This window comes from Nesterenkonia haasae, from assembly GCF_010119385.1.
GTDB lineage: Bacteria > Actinomycetota > Actinomycetes > Actinomycetales > Micrococcaceae > Nesterenkonia > Nesterenkonia haasae.
In genome coordinates, this window is the sequence record NZ_VFIE01000018.1 from 450,203 (window position 1) to 469,092 (window position 18,890).

The window sequence follows — 18,890 nt, forward strand, 5'->3', positions numbered from 1 at the left end:
TACCCCTCGCTCTGTGCTCGGACCTGAGAGATTCGCCGCATAAGTCGGCTTGCACCTTCGGTGAGAGGAGGGGCGTCCTCCTCTATTTTCCAGAGTTGCCACCCCGTTGCGGTCCTTCAGTGGACTGGCCTGAGAGATTCGGAGGGGGTTCCTTGCTCCTTCGGCGCCGAACAGTGTGAAACTGTTCGGACTCTCCCGCATCAGGGACGTGGCCTATATTCAGTTGCCCCTATTTTGCCACACGCCCGGTACGCGTCCAGGCCCAGGTCTCCGAAGGCTTGGGAGAACACTAGTCCACGTGCAGGTTCCGCCTCAGCACCGCCGGCGAGGAAAGCTGCCGCGACGGCAAGCTCCGCGTCAGAGTCTGTCCCGTCCGGGCGAGTGATCAGCACCGAGGCCCACCCCTGGCCAGCCGTGTCCGAGCGCAGTTCCAACCCTGAGACGCTCCACTGCGAAACTCTCTTGGGGCCGTATCCGGGAAGCCCATATGCAAGCCCGGCGGGTTCAAACACCTGCGCCATCCACCCAAGTACACGGTGCGCCGGCGCACGCCTGATCCCAGTCACTGGCGATGCCTGTGCGCGGGAGGACGACGCCGACGCCACTGATCCGGTGAGCCCACCGGCTTCGGCGAGTGCGGCCAGCAGCCGCACCAGGTCCTGAGGAGAGGTGACGCCTTCGAGCAGGTCCCCAGTGGCGTTCTGGGGATCCTCGTAGCCAGCGATCAGCGTCTGGTTCAAGGCTGGGGCGCTGTGGGAAAGCCTCTCCACAAGGCTGCGAGCCTTGGCCAGCAGATCAAAATTCCGCTGCTCCAACGACGCTCTGAGCCCCAATGCTGCCGCCGCATCACAGGTGCCGATGATCAACCCCACAGCGTCACCGACACATAATGTGAGGTCACCTGTGTGCGTGCGCAGCGGCCCCACCTCGGCTTGTCTTCGGTGTTCGCCCGTGATGGTCACTGGCGCCTTCAGCAGCTGGGAATCCTCCACCGCGCTTTCGGCGATCGTGAGCGCGGCAAAGAGTTTGCCCACTCCGGCCATGGGGTGGCTGGTGGTGGGCGCGTGGGTGTGCTGCGGCGTCGTCGTGCCCTGCGCCAGGCTGGCTGTGACGAATGTTGTCAGCTCCGGTGCTGGCTGGGCTCGTTCCGGGATGCGGGGCGGGGCCTGGAGGTACCAGTGCTCCACAGACTGGCCTATCGAGGAGAAGAGTTCATAGGCTGCTAGCCTGCCCGGCCTGCCACAGGGAAGCTGAGTGGGGATCTGCTCAGCGAAGACCGCTACCGCGGCACCAGGTGTTCCGTCGGGATCCAGGGCCAGGCCAATCTGGGAGAGGCTGCGCAGGCCGCGACCGTTCTTCTCCGCGAAACTTACAGTGGATGTGCTCGCGCCCAGCAGCGGGGTGTAGATGGTCCTCATCAGGATGATGGCGAACCTGCACAGTTCCCGGCTTAGGCAGAGAGAATCTGCCACACCGGCATCCCAGGTGGCTCTGCCCAGCAGTTCGAGCAGTGTGGCCTGATCGGCTGGAGTGGTCACTGTCATGTGTTCGATGCCGTGATGCCAGTCCAGATCGCCGCTGCGGGGGAAGACCTCGCGGTGGATGGTGGCCTTGAGCCCTACCCAGGAACAGTAGTCATTGACCCACTGCAGGGCATTCCCTGTCGCCTGAGCGATGGCCTCGAAGATCAGCTGGGTGCAGATGTTGTCTGAGGTGATCATCATCTGCCGCAGGTGATCCTCCAGGCTGAGTTCCACGCCAGGAGCGAGGTCCTTCATGATGCCTGCCCGGACACCGTCCTTCAGCGACTCCGTGATGACGAGCCGTTGATTCAGGGCAAGGTCGCCGCGGTGCACCAGCGCCAGGCAGGACATCAGCAGGCTCACTTTGCGGGTGCTGAAGGATGCGAGCTGGGTGTGCTCGCCTTCGCCGACACTTATCGGCTGCTTCTGCGGGGAGCTTTTGAGGTCCAGCGAACGGATCTGCCAGTGCACTGCGAAGGGCTGCTGCTCCGTGAGCTGGCGGATCTGCGTGCCGAGCTGGTTCAGATCACCGCTCATGGGCGTTGTGCGGTGTGGCGTGACCGGGGAGCATTGTCAGCAGCAGGACGCTGGGGCCGCTCGTGGCCGGTGGGCATTCGACCTCGTGCCGCAGCCGCGCTGGTACGTGAATGACGACGCCGGGCTCCAGGGAGACCGTCTGATCCCCCACCGTGAAGGTGAGCTGACCGCTCAGGCACTGGACCGTGATCGGATGTGCCGCTTGGTGCTCCGGCATCGACTGGCCCGGGGCGAATGTGAAGGCGATGAGATGTGCGCCCTCTGTCTGGAGAAGACGCTTCGCGACTGGTGCCACTCTGTCTGGGACGGCCGGTGGTGCCTGCGCTAGGACGTCCACCGGTGTCATGACCATCGACTGTGGGTCCGTGCTGCTGGCGTTCGGTGCTGAGTCCATCCCTCCACGCTACAGGGCGGTAAGTCTGCACGTGCTGTGGGCTGGGCATGCAGAAAGCCGGCAGCCTCCCCATCAGTTGGGGCGCTGCCGGCCTTCTTTACTCAGGCGGTCAGTTCAAGACGGACCGAGGCGTTTTAGGCCTCGTCCGACTCTTCGATCACCTGGTTGACGCTTTCTTTGTCATCGCCGGAGTCGGTCTCATCGACCACCGGGATCAGGCTGAGCTTGCCGCGGTCGTCGATCTTGGACAGCTCGACCTGGATCTTCTGACCCACACCGAGGACATCCTCGACATCGTTGACTCGCTTGCCCTCGTTGAGCTTGCGCAACTCGGAAATGTGCAACAGGCCGTCCTTGCCGGGGGTGAGGCTGATAAACGCACCGAAGGTGGTCAGCTTCACCACGGTTCCCAGGTAGCGTTCGCCGATCTCGGGGACAGTCGGGTTGGCGATTGCATTGATCGCTGCGCGGGCGGCGTCGGCTGCTTCTCCAGTGGTGGCGCCGATCAGGACGGTGCCGTCATCTTCGATGGAGATGTCGGCTCCGGTGTCTTCCTGAATCTGGTTGATCATCTTGCCCTTCGGGCCGATGACCTCACCGATCTTGTCGACCGGGACGCTGACGCTGATGATGCGTGGTGCGAACTGGCTCATCTCGTCTGGAGCATCGATGGCTGCGCCGATGACGCCGAGGATGTGCAGGCGAGCCTCGCGGGCCTGCTTCAGAGCCGCAGTCAGCACGCTGGCGGGGATACCGTCCAGTTTGGTGTCCAGCTGGATGGCGGTGATGAATTCAGAGGTACCGGCGACTTTGAAGTCCATATCGCCGAAGGCGTCCTCTGCACCCAAGATGTCGGTCAGAGCCGCGTAGCGCGTCTCCCCGTCGACCTCGTCGGAGACCAGACCCATGGCGATGCCAGCAACGGCAGCGCGTAGTGGCACACCAGCGTTGAGCAAGCTCAGCGTGGAGGCACAGACCGAGCCCATGGAGGTGGAGCCGTTGGAACCCAAGGCTTCGGAGACCTGCCGGATGGCGTAGGGGAACTCTTCACGCGAAGGCAGCACCGGAACCATGGCCCGCTCTGCGAGCGCACCGTGACCGATTTCGCGGCGCTTAGGTGACCCCACACGCCCGGTCTCACCCACGGAGTAGGGCGGGAAGTTGTAGTTGTGCATGTAGCGCTTCTTGGTCTCCGGAGAGAGACTGTCGATGCTCTGCTCCAGCTTCAGCATGTTCAGCGTGGTGACACCCATGATCTGAGTCTCGCCGCGCTCAAAGATCGCTGATCCGTGAACACGGGGCAGAACCTCAACTTCAGCGGTGAGCTGGCGGATATCGGCCAGACCACGTCCATCGATGCGGACCTGGTCCCGAAGGATGCGCTGGCGGATAACCTGCTTGGTCACTGATGACAGTGCCTTGCCGACCTCACCTGCGCGGCCTTCGAATTCCTTGCCTTCGCCAGCCAGCTGCTCAACCAGTTCGGCCTTGAGCTCACCGTCGGCGGTCTCACGCTGCTGTTTGTCGGCAATCTGGTAGATGCTGGACAACTTCTCCTCAGCGGCGGACTTGACCGCCTGCAGGACATCATCCTGGTAATCCTGGAACAGCGGCACCTCGACCGGGTCCTTGCCGGCGCGGGCGGCAAGATCAGCCTGGGCTTCGCAGAGGACCTTGATGAAGGGCTTCGCAGCCTCCAGGCCCTCAGCCACGATCTCCTCGGTGGGAGCAGTGCGACCCTGCTCCTTGATGAGCTTCCAGGAGTCATCGGTGGCCTCAGCCTCGACCATCATCACCGCGATATCGTCGCCGACGATCCGGCCAGCGACCACCATGTCGAACACGGCGGTCTGCAACTGAGAGTGCTTGGGGAAAGCGACCCACTGCGCGCCGTCTCCGTCGTCGATCAGTGCCACACGGACACCGCCGATGGGACCGGAGAACGGGAGTCCGGAGAGCTGAGTGGACATGGACGCGGCGTTAATCGCCACGACGTCGTACAAGTCATCAGGGTTGATGGACAACACCGTCTCAACGATCTGCACCTCGTTGCGGATGCCCTTGGTGAAGGCTGGCCGCAGCGGGCGGTCGATCAGACGGCAGGCCAGGACCGCGTCAGTTGAGGGGCGTCCCTCGCGGCGGAAGAAGCTTCCGGGGATCCGGCCGGCAGCGTACATACGCTCTTCGACGTCCACGGTCAGCGGGAAGAAATCGAGGCCCTCCTTGGGGGACTTGCCGACGCTCGTTGCCGAGAGCAGCGTTGTCTCCTCGTCCAGAGTGACCAGCGCCGAACCGGCGGCCTGTTTGGCCAACCGTCCGGTCTCGAATTGAATTGTTGATGTGCCGTACTTGCCGTTGTCAATCACGGCTTCGGCAGTGTGAACCTCAGGTCCCTGCATAGGGTGGGGTTTCCTTTCGTATTGCTTTAAGGGATTGGTTCCCTTTGTTGGCGTGGGAGCAGAACTCCCATAGGTGTGCCAACACAGCGCACTGAAGCATCTTCAGTGTCATACGAGCCGAACCGGAGCAAGGCGGTCATCGATCGAAGCCCACGGGTGCGGGTGCACTCACGCACTCCCGTAAGCCACTACCGAAGACCGGACCATGCGTCGTCGTCGGTTCATCAGCTGCATTGGCTTATCACAGTGTCTCATACAACAATGGACGGCCCCGAAAGGAGCCGCCCATCACTGTGCTTGGTGTCGGTGCTTGACCGAAAATCAGCGGATGCCGAGACGCTTCTTGAGGTCACGGAATCGCGTGATGTCCTTGCGCTCGAGGTACTTCAGCAAACGACGACGACGGCCGACGAGGATCATCAGACCACGGCGGGTGTGGTGATCCTGCTTGTGCTCCTTGAGGTGTTCAGTGAGGTCGGAGATCCGACGGGTCAGAACTGCGACCTGAACCTCAGGTGAACCGGTGTCGCCCTCGTGAGTGGCGTACTCTTCGATGATCTGCTGTTTCACAGCGGGATCTAAAGCCATGGAAAAGCTCCTTGAATGTCGTGCCGCGTTCAGGGATCCGGTCTTACCCGGTGCCGGCCACCGCGGACTGCAGCTCAGCGACTTACCAGCCTACCTCACCGGGTGGACATGTGCAGCGCGGTGATCTGCGGGAGCACCACAGAGTCCTCCGGGGCGAGGCCTCTCTCCCGGAGCAGGAAGTCTTCCAGGTTGGTTCTGCGCTTAGCGCGTTCAACGTCATCGGCGGAAAGCCATGAGCTCAATGTGGTGGCGTAGCGGAGGATCTCGGTGACCTTCAAGGTCCGCTTCCAGCGGTACTCAGTGCTGCTGGCCGGGGAGAAGAGCTCCGGGTTCAGGCTCGGCCGCCAGTCGGGGCGGTAGACATCACCAGCGCGCATAATGCGGGTCAGCCGGTGCACAGTGCTGTCACTGGTGTCCAGATAGTTCCAGATCAGTGCGAGCGTCCCGTGGGGCTTGAGCAACCGGGCAGCCTCGGTCTGCGCATGTGCTGGGTCGAACCAGTGCCAGGCTTGAGCGGCAACCACCAGATCCGCACACGCGCCGGGCAGTCCCGTTTCTTCATAAGACGCGCAGTGGCCATGGACCGTGGAGTCGGACCCGAATTCGCGGGAGGTCTCCAGCAGGATTTCGAGCATAGGCGCGCTGGGCTCCACGGCGTGCACCCGCGCACCTGCTGCCAGCAGCTGGCGAGTGAAGATGCCTGTCCCCGCGCCGAATTCGACCACCCTCGGAAACGCCTCATGCTGGAAGTCATAGCCCGCCCTGAAACGGACCAAGGCGAGGAGATCTTTCACGGCCTGCTCTGGGTACCGGGGGCGGAGGGCGTCGTACTCTCCCGCCTCGGCGGCGGCCTGTGCACTAGCGAAAGACCCGCCCAGCTCCTTGCGGCGCTGCTCGGACACAATCAGGGGCTGACCGTCAGAGCGGCGTTTGGGAAGGTTGGGCCGAGTCATTCCGCGCGGAGAGCGGCGACAGCGGCAGAGCTGCGGGCGGCGTTGAGCACTTCTTGGGCGTCCTGGACGTCCTTGTGCATCTGCTCAACGAGCTTCGCGGCGCCTTCGTAGGCCACCATGCCGCGCAACCGGCCGACGAACTCCACCCGGAGACGTTGGCCGTAGAGGTCAAAGTCCTCCACCTGCTCATCCGGTCTGTCCAGCACATGAGCTTCGACCACCCGGATGAGGCCGTCGAACGTTGGGTTCGAGCCGACTGAGATGGCGGCCGGCCACCGGTGGTGGTGATTGTCGGTCACCCATCCGGCATAGACACCGTCTGCGGGAACCATCCCTTCGGCTTCCTGGGAGAGATTGGCTGTGGGAAATCCGAGCTCGCGACCGCGGGCCTGCCCATGGACGACTTCTCCGACCACTGCATGTTGGCGCCCGAGCATCCGTGCGGCCGATACCACGTCACCATTCTGGAGGGCCTGTCTGATCGCAGTGGAAGAGCACCGTTCGGAGGATTCTTCGCCGGAGGATACCTCCACGGGGTAGTCGTCAACTCCGATCACCTCGAACCCGAACTTCTCCCCCAGCTGAACCATAGTGGTGAAGTCACCCTCATTCTGGCGTCCGAAACGCACATCACGGCCGATCACCACAGCCACCGGGTGCAGCGCTTCCACAAAGTACCGACGGACGAAGTCTTCCGCCGTGTGGCTGGCCAACTGGGTGTTGTAGTTCAGCACGAGTGCCGCATCCACACCGCTAGCATCAAGGCGCGCAAGCTTCTCCCCGAGCCCGGTCAGCAGTTCCGGTGCCGATTCAGGGCGATGGAGCAGCGCTGGGTGCGGGTCGAAAGTCAACGCCACCGAAGCCGCATTGCGGCGGCGGGCGCTCTCATTCAGCTGCGTCAGAACCTGCTGGTGACCGCGGTGCACCCCGTCGAAATTACCGATGGTGAGCACGGTGGCGCCCAGGTCGGCGGGGACGTCGTCGAGCCCATAGTAGATATGCACGGCGTCTATCCTACGGCCGGTGACGGAAGAGCCAGAAAAGCCCCACGAACGGGAGGACCAGAGGAATGTACCCATAGTCCCGGCCAAAGCCTCCCCAGACGGTGGCAACCTCAAACAGCTCTGGTTGGATCAGTGTCCAGGTACCTACACCTATCACCCCGAACATCTCGATCAGTACGGCGACCAGTGCGACTCTCCAGGCGGTCGCAGATGTGCGCGCTAGGGCCAGGGTGGCCACAACATAGACCGCGGCTGCGAACGCGGAAAGACTCAGAGCCAAAGGCGCGTCAACGAACTGCACCTTACCTTCCTGTGGGAAGGGTGTGATTTGGTAGAAGGCCCGGGCAAAGGCGCTGACAGCGAAGATGCCGTAGGCGGTGATGATCAACATCCCGACTCCCCGGTTGCGGGGACTCTTAGCCGGCGTCGCTGCTGCTGCGCCATCAGGTACTACAGTGCGCTTCCCCACCAGATCTCCTCCATGCGGTACACCATGACAAACACCACAAGCCCGACAAAGCTCATCACAAGATTAGACCAGCGTGTCTTGTCGACCATCGCCCAGATGAAAACACCTACCGGCAACATCAGGGCGGTCAGAATGTACCCCCAAAACTCCCACGCTTCACCGGCGATGGAGGCCCCCATGGCCTGCCGCACACCCGCGTAGATGCCGTACACGATCAGGTACAGCTCAATAGCGGCCAAACTGATGATGGACGAATCCGCCGGATGAGCGCGCACGGCTGTCATTGTCCAACAGATCAGCGTGGAGAGGGCACAGATTACGGTGCCCAGGAGGAACATTGCGGTCACAGCGCAAACACTAGCTCTGGTTTAGCTTGAAGAGCCTGCGGGCCGACTGTGGCAGCCTGGGCAGCATCAGGCGACGACGACGCCCCCGGCTTGGCAGGGATGTCCTGGAGCAGGGCCACCAGCTCTCCGTCGGGATCGAAGGCGGCGGTGAGCGTCTCACGCGTCGGACTGATGATCTCGGAGGCTTCGGCGGATTCCCTTGCCGTCAGTTCCGGGGATGCGCTGGCGGTAATCCGCCGGCCGTGTCGCAGATGCTCAGCTTCCTCGGCGGTCACCTGACGAGCTGGAAAGAGTTGTCCGGCCGCCTCTGCTAGGCCGATGTAACCGAAATCTTCAGCCAGCTGCTCCACCGTAAGACACTGATCCACCCGATAGGGTCCCACAGCAGTCCGGCGCAGCGCGGTCAGGTGCCCGCCAGTGTCCAGCAACTCCCCGAGGTCCCGGGCTAGAGCGCGCACATAGGTGCCGGAAGATACGGAGACATCGACATCGACGTCCACCATTTTGCCGCCGTCGATGCGCCTGATCTCACCGATCATGAACTGATGGACCGTGACTGGGCGGGCGTTGAGCTCCACATCTTCTCCAGAGCGGGCTCTGTCATAGGCTCTCCGACCGTCGACTTTGATGGCGCTGACGGTGCTGGGCACCTGCATGATCTCACCGGTCAGTGTCGCCGCAGCCCGGTCGATCTCTTCACGGGTGAGCGCATTGGCGAAACGGGTGGAGAGAATCTCGCCCTCGGCGTCGTCGGTGGTGGTGTCCTGCCCGAGCCGGATAGTGGCGGTGTAGTTTTTGCTGACTCCCACGATGTGGGTGAGCAGACGGGTGGCACGGTTGATGCCGACGACGAGCACGCCAGTGGCCATGGGGTCCAGGGTGCCTGCGTGGCCGACTTTGCGGGTTCCGGCGAGCTTCCGAATGCGTCCGACGACGTCATGACTGGTCCAGCCGGCCGGCTTGTCCACGAGGACAAGACCGGAACCGACCTCCAGTTCTTCAGGGCGTTGCTTCTTTGCCACAGTGCCGCTGACTCTGCTTAGCGGTCTTCGGGTGAGGGGCGGTCGCCTTCGGCGTTGGCCTCCCCTGCGTCAGCATCGGAACGATACGGAGACTCGTTCACCGGCTGTGCGCCTTCACGGAGGGCCCGGACCTGTTCGTCCTGCTCGCGGGCCTTCTTGAGCAGATCTTCCAAGTGTGCCGCTGATTCGGGGATCTCGTCTGCGGTGAACTCGAGAGTGGGGGTCAGCCGGATGCTCAGCTGCCGACCCACTTCGTGACGGAGTACCCCACGGCTTGCCCAGAGCAGTTCGATGGCGGCCTGTTTGGCCTCGTCGTCCTCAGCGAGGACTGTGTAGTACAGCGTGGCGTGCTGCAAGTCGTTAGTGACGCGGGCGTCGGTGATGGTGATCATCTCCGTACGGTCGTCCTTGACGCGGGTCCGCAGGGCCTCGGCCACGATCACTTTGATGCGGGACGCCAGACGCGATGCGCGTGCTGGATCTGCCATAGATGCCTCCTCAGCTCTGCTGTCGTGAGCCTTTCGGCCGGCCTACAGGACAGGGGTCCTGCGACCGGCCGAAAGCCTTCCGACGCTTAATTTAGGTGCGCGGGATTTCGCGCATCTCCCAGGTTTCGACCATGTCGCCTTCTCGGACGTCATTGAAGCTGCCGAGGCCGATACCACATTCGAATCCGTCACGGACTTCGGTGGCGTCGTCCTTGAAGCGGCGCAACGACTCGATGGTGAGGTTGTCACCGACCACATTGCCGTCGCGAACGAGCCGCGCTTTGGCGTTGCGGCGGATGATGCCGGAGCGAACGATTGAACCTGCAATGTTGCCGAACTTGGAGGAGCGGAAGACCTCGCGGATTTCTGCGCTGCCGAGCTGCACCTCCTCGTACTCTGGCTTGAGCATGCCCTTCAGCGCCGATTCGATGTCGTCAATCGCCGCGTAGATGACCGAGTAGAAGCGCATATCAACGCCTTCACGGTCAGCCAGGCTGGTGACGCGCTCGGCGGGGCGGACGTTGAAGCCGATGATGACCGCGTTGTCCACTGTGGCCAGGTTGACGTCGTTCTGAGTGATCGCTCCAACGCCGCGGTGAATGACCCGCAGCTGCACATCGGCTCCGACGTCGATCTTCAACAGCGCATCTTCCAGGGCCTCCACTGCACCCGAAACGTCTCCCTTGAGGATCAGGTTCAAAGTGTCGATCTTGCCGTCGGCAACTGCCTGGTCGAAATCTTCCAGGGTGATGCGCTTGCGGCGCTTCGCCAGCAGGGCGTTCCGCTCGGCTGCTTCACGCTTTTCAGCGATCTGCCGTGCCGTCCGGTCGTCGCCGGTGACAAGGAAACTGTCACCGGCCCTCGGCACCGTCGACAGACCCAGGACCTGGACCGGCCGGGAAGGAGTTGCCTCCTCCACTGCTTCACCGGTGTCATCGAACATGGCTCGGACGCGGCCGAAGCCGGTGCCTGCCACCATGTTGTCACCGACCCGCAGGGTTCCGGACTGCACCAGGACTGTCGCGACGGCGCCGCGACCCTTGTCGAGGTTCGCTTCGATGGCCACACCACGTGCTGCCTTCGAAGGGTTCGCGGTGAGTTCCAGGGCTGCGTCTGCGGTCAGCAGAACAGCTTCCAGGAGCTCATCGATGTTGATGTTCTGGATCGCCGAGACGTCCACGAACATGACATCGCCGCCGTACTCTTCGGGGATCAGTTCGTATTCGGTGAGCTGACCACGGATCTTGTCCGGGGCTGCGCCCTCTTTGTCGATCTTGTTGACCGCCACCACCACAGGCACATTTGCGGCCTTGGCGTGGTTGAGAGCCTCAACTGTCTGTGGCATCACGCCATCGTCGGCAGCGACCACAAGCACAGCAATATCGGTGACTTTCGCACCACGGGCACGCATGGCGGTGAACGCCTCGTGACCGGGGGTGTCGATAAAGGTCAAGGAACGCTGCTGGCCTTCATGGGGGACTTCCACCTGGTAAGCACCGATGTGCTGGGTGATGCCTCCGGCCTCACCTTCGGTCACCTTGGAGGACCGGATAGCGTCCAGCAGGCGGGTCTTACCGTGGTCCACGTGGCCCATGACAGTCACCACTGGGGCGCGGGCTTCCATGTCCTCAGCGGATTCGTCGGCTGCCTCGTCATCCAGATTGATGTCGAACGACTCCAGCAGTTCCCGGTCCTCATCCTCTGGGGAGACAATCTCCACCCTGTAGCCGAGTTCTTCACCCAGCAGGTGGAATGTCTCCTCATCGAGGGACTGGTTGGCCGTCGCCATTTCCCCGAGCTTCATCATCACTGTGATGAGTGCTGCCGGCTCGGCGTTGATCTTCTCTGCGAAGTCACCTAGGGACGAACCGCGGCGCAGCTTCACCACCGTGCTGCCGTCCCCCTTGGGCACGCGCACGCCGCCGATTTCGCGAGTGTGCTTCTGCTCAAGCTCCTGGCGCTTTGCGCGCTTGGACTTGCGTGCCTTGGACTTGGAGCCGCCACGACCGAATGCGCCTGCTGCTCCACCGCGGCCACGACCGCCGCTTCGTCCACGTGGAGGTCCCCCTGCTGGAGGGCCTCCGGGTGCGTTGCCACGGCTTGGCGCGGGCGACTGGCCTGGCATCATTGATGGTTTGGGTGCTCCGGGGCGCGGTGCCGCTGGACGGTTTCCTTCGGTGCCGGCAGGGCGTGGAGCTCCTGGCCGTGCACCTGGGCGTGGTCCGGCTGAGCCGCGATCTCCGCCACGTTCTCCGCCGCGCATTCCCTGACGGGGCGCGAAGGGGTTGTTTCCGGGGCGGGGGCCGCCTGGCCGCGGGCCGCCGCTGCTTTGGCGGGGTCCGCTCGGGCGGGCGTTTTCACGCTCTGAAGCCAGTCCGAAGGGGTTGTTTCCTCCGCTGCGTGGTTTGGGGCCACCTGGTCTAGCGGCGGGGGGCTTTGGCCCACCAGGCTTAGGTCCGGGCGCGGGTGGCTTGGGGCCGCCTGGCTTGGGGGCTGAGGAGGACGGTTCCGGTGTCTGAGGCTTCTCTGCGGCGGGCTCTGTCGGTTCAGGTGCAGGTGCCGGCTGTGAAGGCTCAGGCTGTGCGGGCTCTGGCTCGGCGGGTGCCGGCTTGGCCGCTTCGGGCTTGGGTGCTGGGCCCGGCTTTGCTCCACCGGGAACACCCGGTTTTTTGGGCGCGGGCTTTGCGGCCGGCTTCTCCACAGGCTGTTCGGCCTGGGGGAACGCAGCACGCAACTTCTTCGCTACGGGGGGCTCAACAGTAGATGACGGGGACTTTACGAACTCACCCATCTCTTGGAGCTTTGCTAGTGCTTCTTTTGATGAGACGCCAATATCTTTGGCAATCTCATGTACGCGGGCCTTGGCCACTGTTCTCCTTGTCTGGCCCGCGCGATGCCCCGCCAGCCAAGCGGGGCTTGACGTTAGCGGCTCATCGAATCAGGCCGTTTAGCATGATTGATTTCCGAACGGTGAATGGCGCTCATGATAGGGAGCTCATCCGTCGGTGCTCATCGGGTGTTCATCTCTTTCCAACCCGCCTTCGTCGCTGTGGTCAATTGTTCGATGTCTTCGAACGCTAACTGTGCTGTGGCGACCGGCTTCCGGAAGGCCCGGTTGAAGGACCTTCGGTTCAGCGCGGCCTCGAAACATTGTCGACTGCGGTGCAGCCAGGCTCCACGGCCCGGCATTTTCCGCTCGGCATCCAGGACAACCTGATCGCCGTCGAGCACGAAACGTACGGCACTGTCCTGCTCAGTCTGCGATCGGCAGCCGACACACGTCCTGATTGGGACCATAAGAGTCTATCAGTGCGGTCAAGAACCTGCGGCCTGAGCCTCAGGCCGCCGAATCCGAGACGATGTCAATCCGCCAGCCGGTCAGCTTGGCCGCGAGCCGGGCATTCTGCCCCTCTTTTCCGATGGCCAGCGACAGCTGATATTCAGGGACGACGACGCGTGCCGAGCGGGTGGCCTCATCCAACACTGTGACTGAACTCACCTTTGCTGGAGACAGCGCATTGGCGATCAGTCGTGACGGTTCATCGCTGTGATCGATGATGTCGATCTTTTCGTCGTTGAGTTCACTCATCACCGCCCGCACGCGCGACCCCATCGCGCCGATGCAGGCGCCCTTAGCGTTGATCCCAGACTGGGTGGCACGGACCGCAATTTTAGTCCGGTGCCCGGCCTCACGGGCGATCGAGGTGATCTCAACCGAACCATCTGCAATTTCCGGGACCTCGTGGGAGAAGAGTTTCTTGACCAATCCTGGGTGGGACCGGGACAGGGTGATCTGTGGGCCCTTGAATCCGCGGTGGACATCCACCACGAAGGCACGCAGTCGCGAGCCGTGCACATAGGACTCCCCCGGGACGTGTTCCTGGGCAGGCAGGTCGGCCTCTACTCCACCGATGTCCACCTTCACGGTGTGCGGGTTGCGGTCCTGCTGGACGATCCCAGAGACCAGCTCACCTTCTTTGGACTTGAACTCACCGATTACGCCTTCATCTTCTGCATCACGAATGCGCTGCATAATGACTTGCCGAGCCGTGGACGCAGCTACTCGTCCGAAGTTCTTCGGTGTGTCGTCAAATTCGCCGATCACCTGGCCGTTTTCGTCCATCTCCTTGGCCAAGATCGTCACGTGCCCGTTTTTCTCATCAATCTCTGCGCGGGCGTGCTGCAGTGCTCCCGGGCTCTTGTGGTATGCGAGCACCAGAGCCTGTTCAATAGCAGGCATCAGCCGTTCGAGAGGTATGTCACGCTCTTGGACCAGCATGCGCAGGGCGCTCATATCGATATCCACTTGTGCCTCCGGTCAACCTTCTTCAGTCTTTATGTGAAAACTCTACCTGGACACGAGCCCGGGCGATGGACCTGAAGCTGATATGAGTGTCCGGCCCCACTTTTGGTTTCATCCCCTTCTTAGGTGGGGGCTTGATCTCTGCGACCACGATGCCCTCATCGTCGACCTCCTGGAGACGAGCAGTCATCGCTGGCGCGCCTCCAGAGCGTTCCTCTGCAGTTCTGTCGATCTCCAGCAGCCGGCCGATATTTCTGCGGAAGTGGCGCGGCTCGGTCAGCGGACGAGTGGCGCCCGGGGTGCTGACCTCAAGATCATAGGTGTCCAGGGCCGCCAGGGGTGCTGCGGCGGCGTCGTCCTGCTCCCCCTGGTCCAGCACCACCGAGAGCGCTTCGGAAACTCCTGCAATGGTGTCCAAGTCCACATTTTCTGTGCCCTCCTGGTAGTCCACGCAGACCTGCAGCACGGTCCGCTGACCAGTGGTGGTCACGGCGACCTCGTCAACATACAGCCCATGCGCGGCCACAGTGGGTTCGATCAGAGCGGCCAGCTTCTCGGCGCGCGCGTCTTGAAACCGTTGGTCTTCGGGGGGACGTGGTGGGACTGCCATGTGTTCCATTCTGCCAAACAATGCCAGCTCTGCCCGACTAGACTCGTCCTCATGACCACACGCCTGTCTCATCTTTTCCTGCGCACATTGCGCGACAACCCCGTTGATGCCGAAGTTGCCAGCCACCGCCTGCTGGTCCGCGGCGGCTACATCCGCCGTGCTGCGCCGGGGATCTACTCCTGGCTGCCACTGGGGTTGAGCGTACTGCGCCGGCTTGAGCAGATTGTGCGCGAGGAGATGTATGCCATTGGGGCGCAAGAGGTGCACTTTCCCGCCCTGCTGCCCAAAGAGCCCTACGAAATTTCCGGCCGGTGGAAGACCTACGGCGACGGCATCTTTGTACTCGGGGACCGTAAGTCAGAGGAGATCGAGCCCAGGGTGCGCAAACCCAACTATCTGTTGGCACCCACCCATGAGGAGGTCTTCACCCTCCTGGTGAAGGACCTGTACAGCTCCTATAAGGACCTGCCGGTGAATCTGTACCAGATCCAGACCAAGTACCGCGATGAGGCGCGCCCCCGGGCTGGGCTGCTGCGTGGGCGCGAGTTCGTGATGAAGGACTCCTACTCCTTCTGCGTCACCGATGAGGATCAGCGAGCAGCCTATGATGCCCACCGTGCCGCCTATGTGCGGATCTTTGAGCGGCTCGGGCTGCCCGCTGTGCCAGTCTCCGCAGACAACGGCAACATGGGTGGTTCGGCGTCTGAGGAGTTCCTCTTCCCGTGCGATATCGGAGAGGACACTTTCGTGGAATCCCCGGGTGGTTACCGGGCCAACGTAGAGGCAGTCACCAGCGTCCCGCCTGAGCCCCAAAACTACGACGACGCCCCCGCCGCTGTGGTGCACCACACCCCCGGCACCGATACGATCCAGACCCTGGTGGATGCTGCGAACACCCACCAGCCGCGTCAGGACCGGCAGTGGACTGCTGCAGATACGTTGAAGAACGTCGTCGTTGCTGTGATCACGCCGGATGGAGAACGCAAAGTCGCGATCATCGCCGTCCCAGGTGACCGCGACGTCGACTTCAAACGGGCTGAGGTGACTATCGGCAGCACCCTGGGCATCGATGGTGAAGTCTCCGTGGAGGCTGCCGAGTCAGGTGATTTTGCTCAGCATCCTGACCTGGTGCGCGGCTACATTGGGCCCGGGTTGAGTCTGGATGCCCCTCACCTGGGCAAGGACTCCGCCACCGGGATCCCGTACCTGGCAGATCCGCGGATTGTGGAGGGCACCCGCTGGATCACCGGGGCGAATGAGGCTGATCAGCACGTGTTCGGTCTGGTGGCCGGACGTGACTTCACCTGGGACGACACCATCGAGTCCGTGGTGGTCCGTGACGGTGATCCTGCACCTGACGGCTCCGGGCCCCTGACCGCCCGGCGCGGGATCGAGCTCGGACACATCTTCATGCTGGGCAGGTACTTCTCCGAGGTGTTGGGACTGAAGGTCCTCGATGAGAATGGCAAGCAGACCACTGTTGCCATGGGCTCCTACGGCTTCGGGGTGACCCGCGCCCTGGCTGCACTGGTGGAGGCGAACCACGACGACAGAGGCATCATTTGGCCCGCAGCTGTGGCTCCGGCGGATGTACACCTGGTGGCCACAGGCAAGGGCACTGAGGTCTTCGAGGCTGCGGAGACCCTGGCCGGAGACTTGGAGGCCGCAGGGTTGTCGGTGATCTACGATGACCGTCCCAAGGTGTCCCCAGGTGTGAAGTTCGGCGATGCCGAACTGCTGGGGGTGCCTACGATCGTGGTGGTGGGCCGCGGCTTGGCGGAGGGCCACATTGAGGTGAAGGATCGCCGCACCGGCGAGGCGGAGAACATAGAGCTAGCAGCCGTGGTGCCCCATCTGGTGGAGCGTGCCGGCTCGCTGAGGTGAGCTGCGTGCTCCACACCTCCTTCGCCGTTTTACCCTGCCTTGATGGAATGACGCTGCGCTATTGCATGAGGTTTTTCCGGTAGGGCAGGGTAAAAGCGGGAGGGTTCCCCACCTTTTCCACAGATCCCATAGAGCTGCGCCAAACACGATCAAACTGAGTCATTCTGTACCTATGACTACAGTGAATGGGTCGTCAACGCGCAGCACTCTGCTGCAGGTGCTCAGCATGGACGATGACAATGCAGCACACAGGCTCCGGCACCGGGTCAACCGTGCGGAGCTTGTCAGAGTTCGGCGCGGCTGCTACTTCTCCGCCTCCGATTGGTTGCGCAGCCCGCCCTGGGATCGGCATCTCATCGCGACAGTGGCTACGGGGTTGGCGCGGGGCCAAGAAATCTTCTGCCGCGAAACCGCACTTGCCCTCTATGGGGTTCCACTACTAGAGGTGCCTCAGACCGTGCATGTGAGGACGCACAATAATGGCCAGTGTGGGCGGCGTGGCCGTGCTGCCATCACCGGAGCGGCGCCACGGTCCTCCCTGGCCAGAACATGGCACCAGACATTCGGAGAAGAGCCAAGCGGCGAGGCGTGGCTCCGCCGCTTCAAAGGTGTTGACACCAAGAGGGTCCAGTATCCGTTGAGATTCCGGGAGAGTCTGCGGCGGGGGTTGGACCCCCGGATCGAGGGCGATTACTCCGAGATTCTGCAGAACCTCACGCCCTCATTCGGAGAACGCTTTGACCCTGGCGGCATTCGGCTCCAGGTGGAGCCTCTGCCTCTGTGTGTGGTGGATACGGTGTGTCGGTCAGATATGTCGGCGGGGGTGATCATTCTCGATGCCGTGCTCGCGGGGCGCCACCGTGGCCAGAGCTTGGACCGCAGCGCCTTCAATCCCTGGCTGCGGTCCATCCCGAGCCTGCGGGCGCAGACACGGTGGCTTCGAGCGATAAAGTTCGCTGACCCGCTTTCAGAATCTCCGGGAGAGTCCCTCTCACGCCTGCGCATCTCCCAGTTGGGGTTCAGGGTTCCGACGCTTCAACACAGCATCACCACCCCTGATGGGACGCGCTACCGAGCGGACTTCTGCTGGGAAGAGGCACGGTTAGTCGGCGAGTTCGATGGTCATATGAAGTACACACGCGCCAGAGACCTCACCGGGACGCATGCAGTGGACGTCGTCATCCATGAGAAGACGCGCGAACGCCGTATCGAACAGCAGGGCTACCGGGTTGTGCGCTGGGACTGGAATGATCTGCGGTCACCGGAGCGGCTACGTGGCATCCTCACCGACTCGGGCGTGCCGCGCGTTGCCTAAAGGGGTTTGATCTCAAAGGGCATGGGCAAGGTGCTGGTTCCACGGTGCACACTCTTTGACATCGGCTTATTGACTTCACACGGCGCGATAACGGAGTGTCAGATGCACAGGCCCGGGTATAACGACGGGCTGCACAGCGAGGAGGGGTCAGTCGTTTTCACCCTCGGGTTCTCCCTCTTCCTCGGACTCAGAATCCTCCTCCGGCTCATCCTCTGACTCATCTTCCGGTTCAGGCTCAGGTTCGGGAGCAACGATCTCCTCACCGATCAACGTTGAAAGGACTTCAGCGGCTCGGGCTTCGAGTTCGGCGATGGCGTCCTCCTGCTCCGCATCGGGGTCTTCCTGCTCAGCGGCGAGCACTGCATGCGGGCCCTGGCGCAGAAGCACCGTAAGGTCACGCTGGGTGATGTCTGAGGCCTCCATCACCCTGCCGACTGCCAGAGCGTCCTGCGCACCGGTGCGCACGCGCAACTCGGTCAGCGTGGTCTCAGCCTGCGCCTCATCTTCGCCGAGGTCTCGGACTACCTTGTGTTCGGCGCAGCGCTCGACACCTGCACGTTCGGAATCCATGTAGTCCTCGGCGGCGGTGGAGTCTTCAAAGGTGTAGATCACGGTTTGCGAGTCGGCAGATTCCGCGAGCGCTCCCAGTGCTCCGGCGGGCATGGGAAGGGCCGAGGCGGTGACATAGGGCTTGCAGTCGACCGGCTGTACCTCCAAGCGCTGCAGTTCGCGGTTGAGATCGCGCAGGTTCGGCCACCAATCGTCAGTGTCGGTGATCGTTGCCGAGCTCAGCGTGGACTCCAACGCCTCGACCATCTCAGGGTGCGACAGCTGCTGGCCTCGAGGCTCAGGTGCAGTTACCTGCGCCTCCGCCACTGAACTGTCCAGGGACCCCCCACCCAGTGGGGAGCCGTCAGCTTCCGGGGTGTCTTCGCAACCGGTGAGCGTGAGGGCAATTAGCGGCAAAGCCGTCCAGAATCGGGCAGGTCTCATCAGCTCCAGTATCGCCATAGAGACGGTCTCCAGCCGGTTGCACGCGCCGAGATTCTGGTCT

General features: G+C 62.7%; 17 protein-coding genes and 2 riboswitches. Of the genes, 2 read left to right on the forward strand and 15 right to left on the reverse strand.

Features of this window, described 5'->3' with window-relative positions; all coding sequences use genetic code 11:
* Nucleotides 1–9: 9 nt before the first annotated feature.
* Nucleotides 10–95, reverse strand: a riboswitch (glycine riboswitch).
* A gap of 4 nt (nucleotides 96–99) precedes the next feature.
* Nucleotides 100–208, reverse strand: a riboswitch (glycine riboswitch).
* The 14 genes from FH975_RS05500 to FH975_RS05565 all read right to left on the reverse strand — a co-directional run bounded on the left by FH975_RS05500 (nucleotide 201) and on the right by FH975_RS05565 (nucleotide 14,637).
* Entirely contained in the window at nucleotides 201–2,060 is a 1,860-nt protein-coding gene (locus FH975_RS05500; RefSeq protein WP_162320433.1) for a serine hydrolase, read from the reverse strand. It overlaps the preceding riboswitch by 8 nt.
* Nucleotides 2,050–2,454 carry a cupin domain-containing protein gene (locus FH975_RS05505; RefSeq protein ID WP_235928465.1) on the reverse strand — a complete coding sequence of 135 codons (405 nt, stop codon included), beginning with the start codon at nucleotides 2,452–2,454 and terminating at the stop codon, nucleotides 2,050–2,052. The genes FH975_RS05500 and FH975_RS05505 overlap by 11 nt, the downstream gene beginning before the upstream one ends.
* 134 nt (nucleotides 2,455–2,588) lie before the next feature.
* The gene (locus FH975_RS05510) at nucleotides 2,589–4,853 is read right to left on the reverse strand and encodes a polyribonucleotide nucleotidyltransferase (RefSeq protein ID WP_162320434.1); all 2,265 of its coding nucleotides are present in this window, start codon (nucleotides 4,851–4,853) and stop codon (nucleotides 2,589–2,591) included.
* Nucleotides 4,854–5,174: 321 nt separating this feature from the next.
* Nucleotides 5,175–5,441, reverse strand: coding sequence for a 30S ribosomal protein S15 (rpsO, locus tag FH975_RS05515; protein ID WP_138252848.1), 267 nt, complete (start codon nucleotides 5,439–5,441; stop codon nucleotides 5,175–5,177).
* A 95-nt stretch (nucleotides 5,442–5,536) separates the two neighbouring features.
* The gene (locus tag FH975_RS05520; protein WP_162320435.1) at nucleotides 5,537–6,394 is read right to left on the reverse strand and encodes a class I SAM-dependent methyltransferase; all 858 of its coding nucleotides are present in this window, start codon (nucleotides 6,392–6,394) and stop codon (nucleotides 5,537–5,539) included.
* Nucleotides 6,391–7,398 carry a bifunctional riboflavin kinase/FAD synthetase gene (locus FH975_RS05525; RefSeq protein ID WP_328821790.1) on the reverse strand — a complete coding sequence of 336 codons (1,008 nt, stop codon included), beginning with the start codon at nucleotides 7,396–7,398 and terminating at the stop codon, nucleotides 6,391–6,393. The genes FH975_RS05520 and FH975_RS05525 overlap by 4 nt, the downstream gene beginning before the upstream one ends.
* A 10-nt stretch (nucleotides 7,399–7,408) precedes the next feature.
* The gene (locus tag FH975_RS05530; RefSeq protein WP_328821791.1) at nucleotides 7,409–7,867 is read right to left on the reverse strand and encodes a hypothetical protein; all 459 of its coding nucleotides are present in this window, start codon (nucleotides 7,865–7,867) and stop codon (nucleotides 7,409–7,411) included.
* On the reverse strand, nucleotides 7,849–8,205 hold the full coding sequence (locus FH975_RS05535) for a hypothetical protein (RefSeq protein ID WP_162320634.1): 357 nt from the start codon (nucleotides 8,203–8,205) through the stop codon (nucleotides 7,849–7,851). Before FH975_RS05535 ends, FH975_RS05530 begins: the two co-directional genes overlap by 19 nt.
* A gap of 5 nt (nucleotides 8,206–8,210) precedes the next feature.
* Nucleotides 8,211–9,236, reverse strand: a complete 1,026-nt coding sequence (gene truB / locus FH975_RS05540; RefSeq protein ID WP_162320437.1) for a tRNA pseudouridine(55) synthase TruB — start codon at nucleotides 9,234–9,236, stop codon at nucleotides 8,211–8,213.
* Nucleotides 9,237–9,253: 17 nt separating this feature from the next.
* On the reverse strand, nucleotides 9,254–9,724 hold the full coding sequence (rbfA, locus tag FH975_RS05545; RefSeq protein WP_162320438.1) for a 30S ribosome-binding factor RbfA: 471 nt from the start codon (nucleotides 9,722–9,724) through the stop codon (nucleotides 9,254–9,256).
* Between the two features lie 91 nt (nucleotides 9,725–9,815).
* On the reverse strand, nucleotides 9,816–12,593 hold the full coding sequence (infB, locus tag FH975_RS05550; RefSeq protein ID WP_162320439.1) for a translation initiation factor IF-2: 2,778 nt from the start codon (nucleotides 12,591–12,593) through the stop codon (nucleotides 9,816–9,818).
* Nucleotides 12,594–12,733: 140 nt separating this feature from the next.
* Nucleotides 12,734–13,021, reverse strand: a complete 288-nt coding sequence (locus tag FH975_RS05555) for a YlxR family protein (protein WP_162320440.1) — start codon at nucleotides 13,019–13,021, stop codon at nucleotides 12,734–12,736.
* A 40-nt stretch (nucleotides 13,022–13,061) separates the two neighbouring features.
* Nucleotides 13,062–14,030, reverse strand: a complete 969-nt coding sequence (gene nusA / locus FH975_RS05560) for a transcription termination factor NusA (RefSeq protein WP_162320441.1) — start codon at nucleotides 14,028–14,030, stop codon at nucleotides 13,062–13,064.
* A 22-nt stretch (nucleotides 14,031–14,052) separates the two neighbouring features.
* Nucleotides 14,053–14,637: a ribosome maturation factor RimP gene (locus tag FH975_RS05565; protein WP_162320442.1), complete on the reverse strand. Its 585-nt coding sequence runs from the start codon at nucleotides 14,635–14,637 to the stop codon at nucleotides 14,053–14,055.
* 51 nt (nucleotides 14,638–14,688) lie between these two features.
* Between FH975_RS05565 and FH975_RS05570 the strand changes: the two genes are divergently transcribed.
* Both FH975_RS05570 and FH975_RS05575 read left to right on the forward strand, forming a co-directional pair.
* Nucleotides 14,689–16,521, forward strand: coding sequence for a proline--tRNA ligase (locus FH975_RS05570; protein WP_162320443.1), 1,833 nt, complete (start codon nucleotides 14,689–14,691; stop codon nucleotides 16,519–16,521).
* A 172-nt stretch (nucleotides 16,522–16,693) separates the two neighbouring features.
* Nucleotides 16,694–17,836 carry a hypothetical protein gene (locus tag FH975_RS05575; protein WP_162320444.1) on the forward strand — a complete coding sequence of 381 codons (1,143 nt, stop codon included), beginning with the start codon at nucleotides 16,694–16,696 and terminating at the stop codon, nucleotides 17,834–17,836.
* A gap of 147 nt (nucleotides 17,837–17,983) precedes the next feature.
* On the opposite strand, the gene FH975_RS05580 is transcribed toward FH975_RS05575, so the two are convergent.
* Entirely contained in the window at nucleotides 17,984–18,829 is an 846-nt protein-coding gene (locus FH975_RS05580) for a hypothetical protein (RefSeq protein ID WP_162320445.1), read from the reverse strand.
* Between the last annotated feature and the right edge of the window lie 61 nt (nucleotides 18,830–18,890).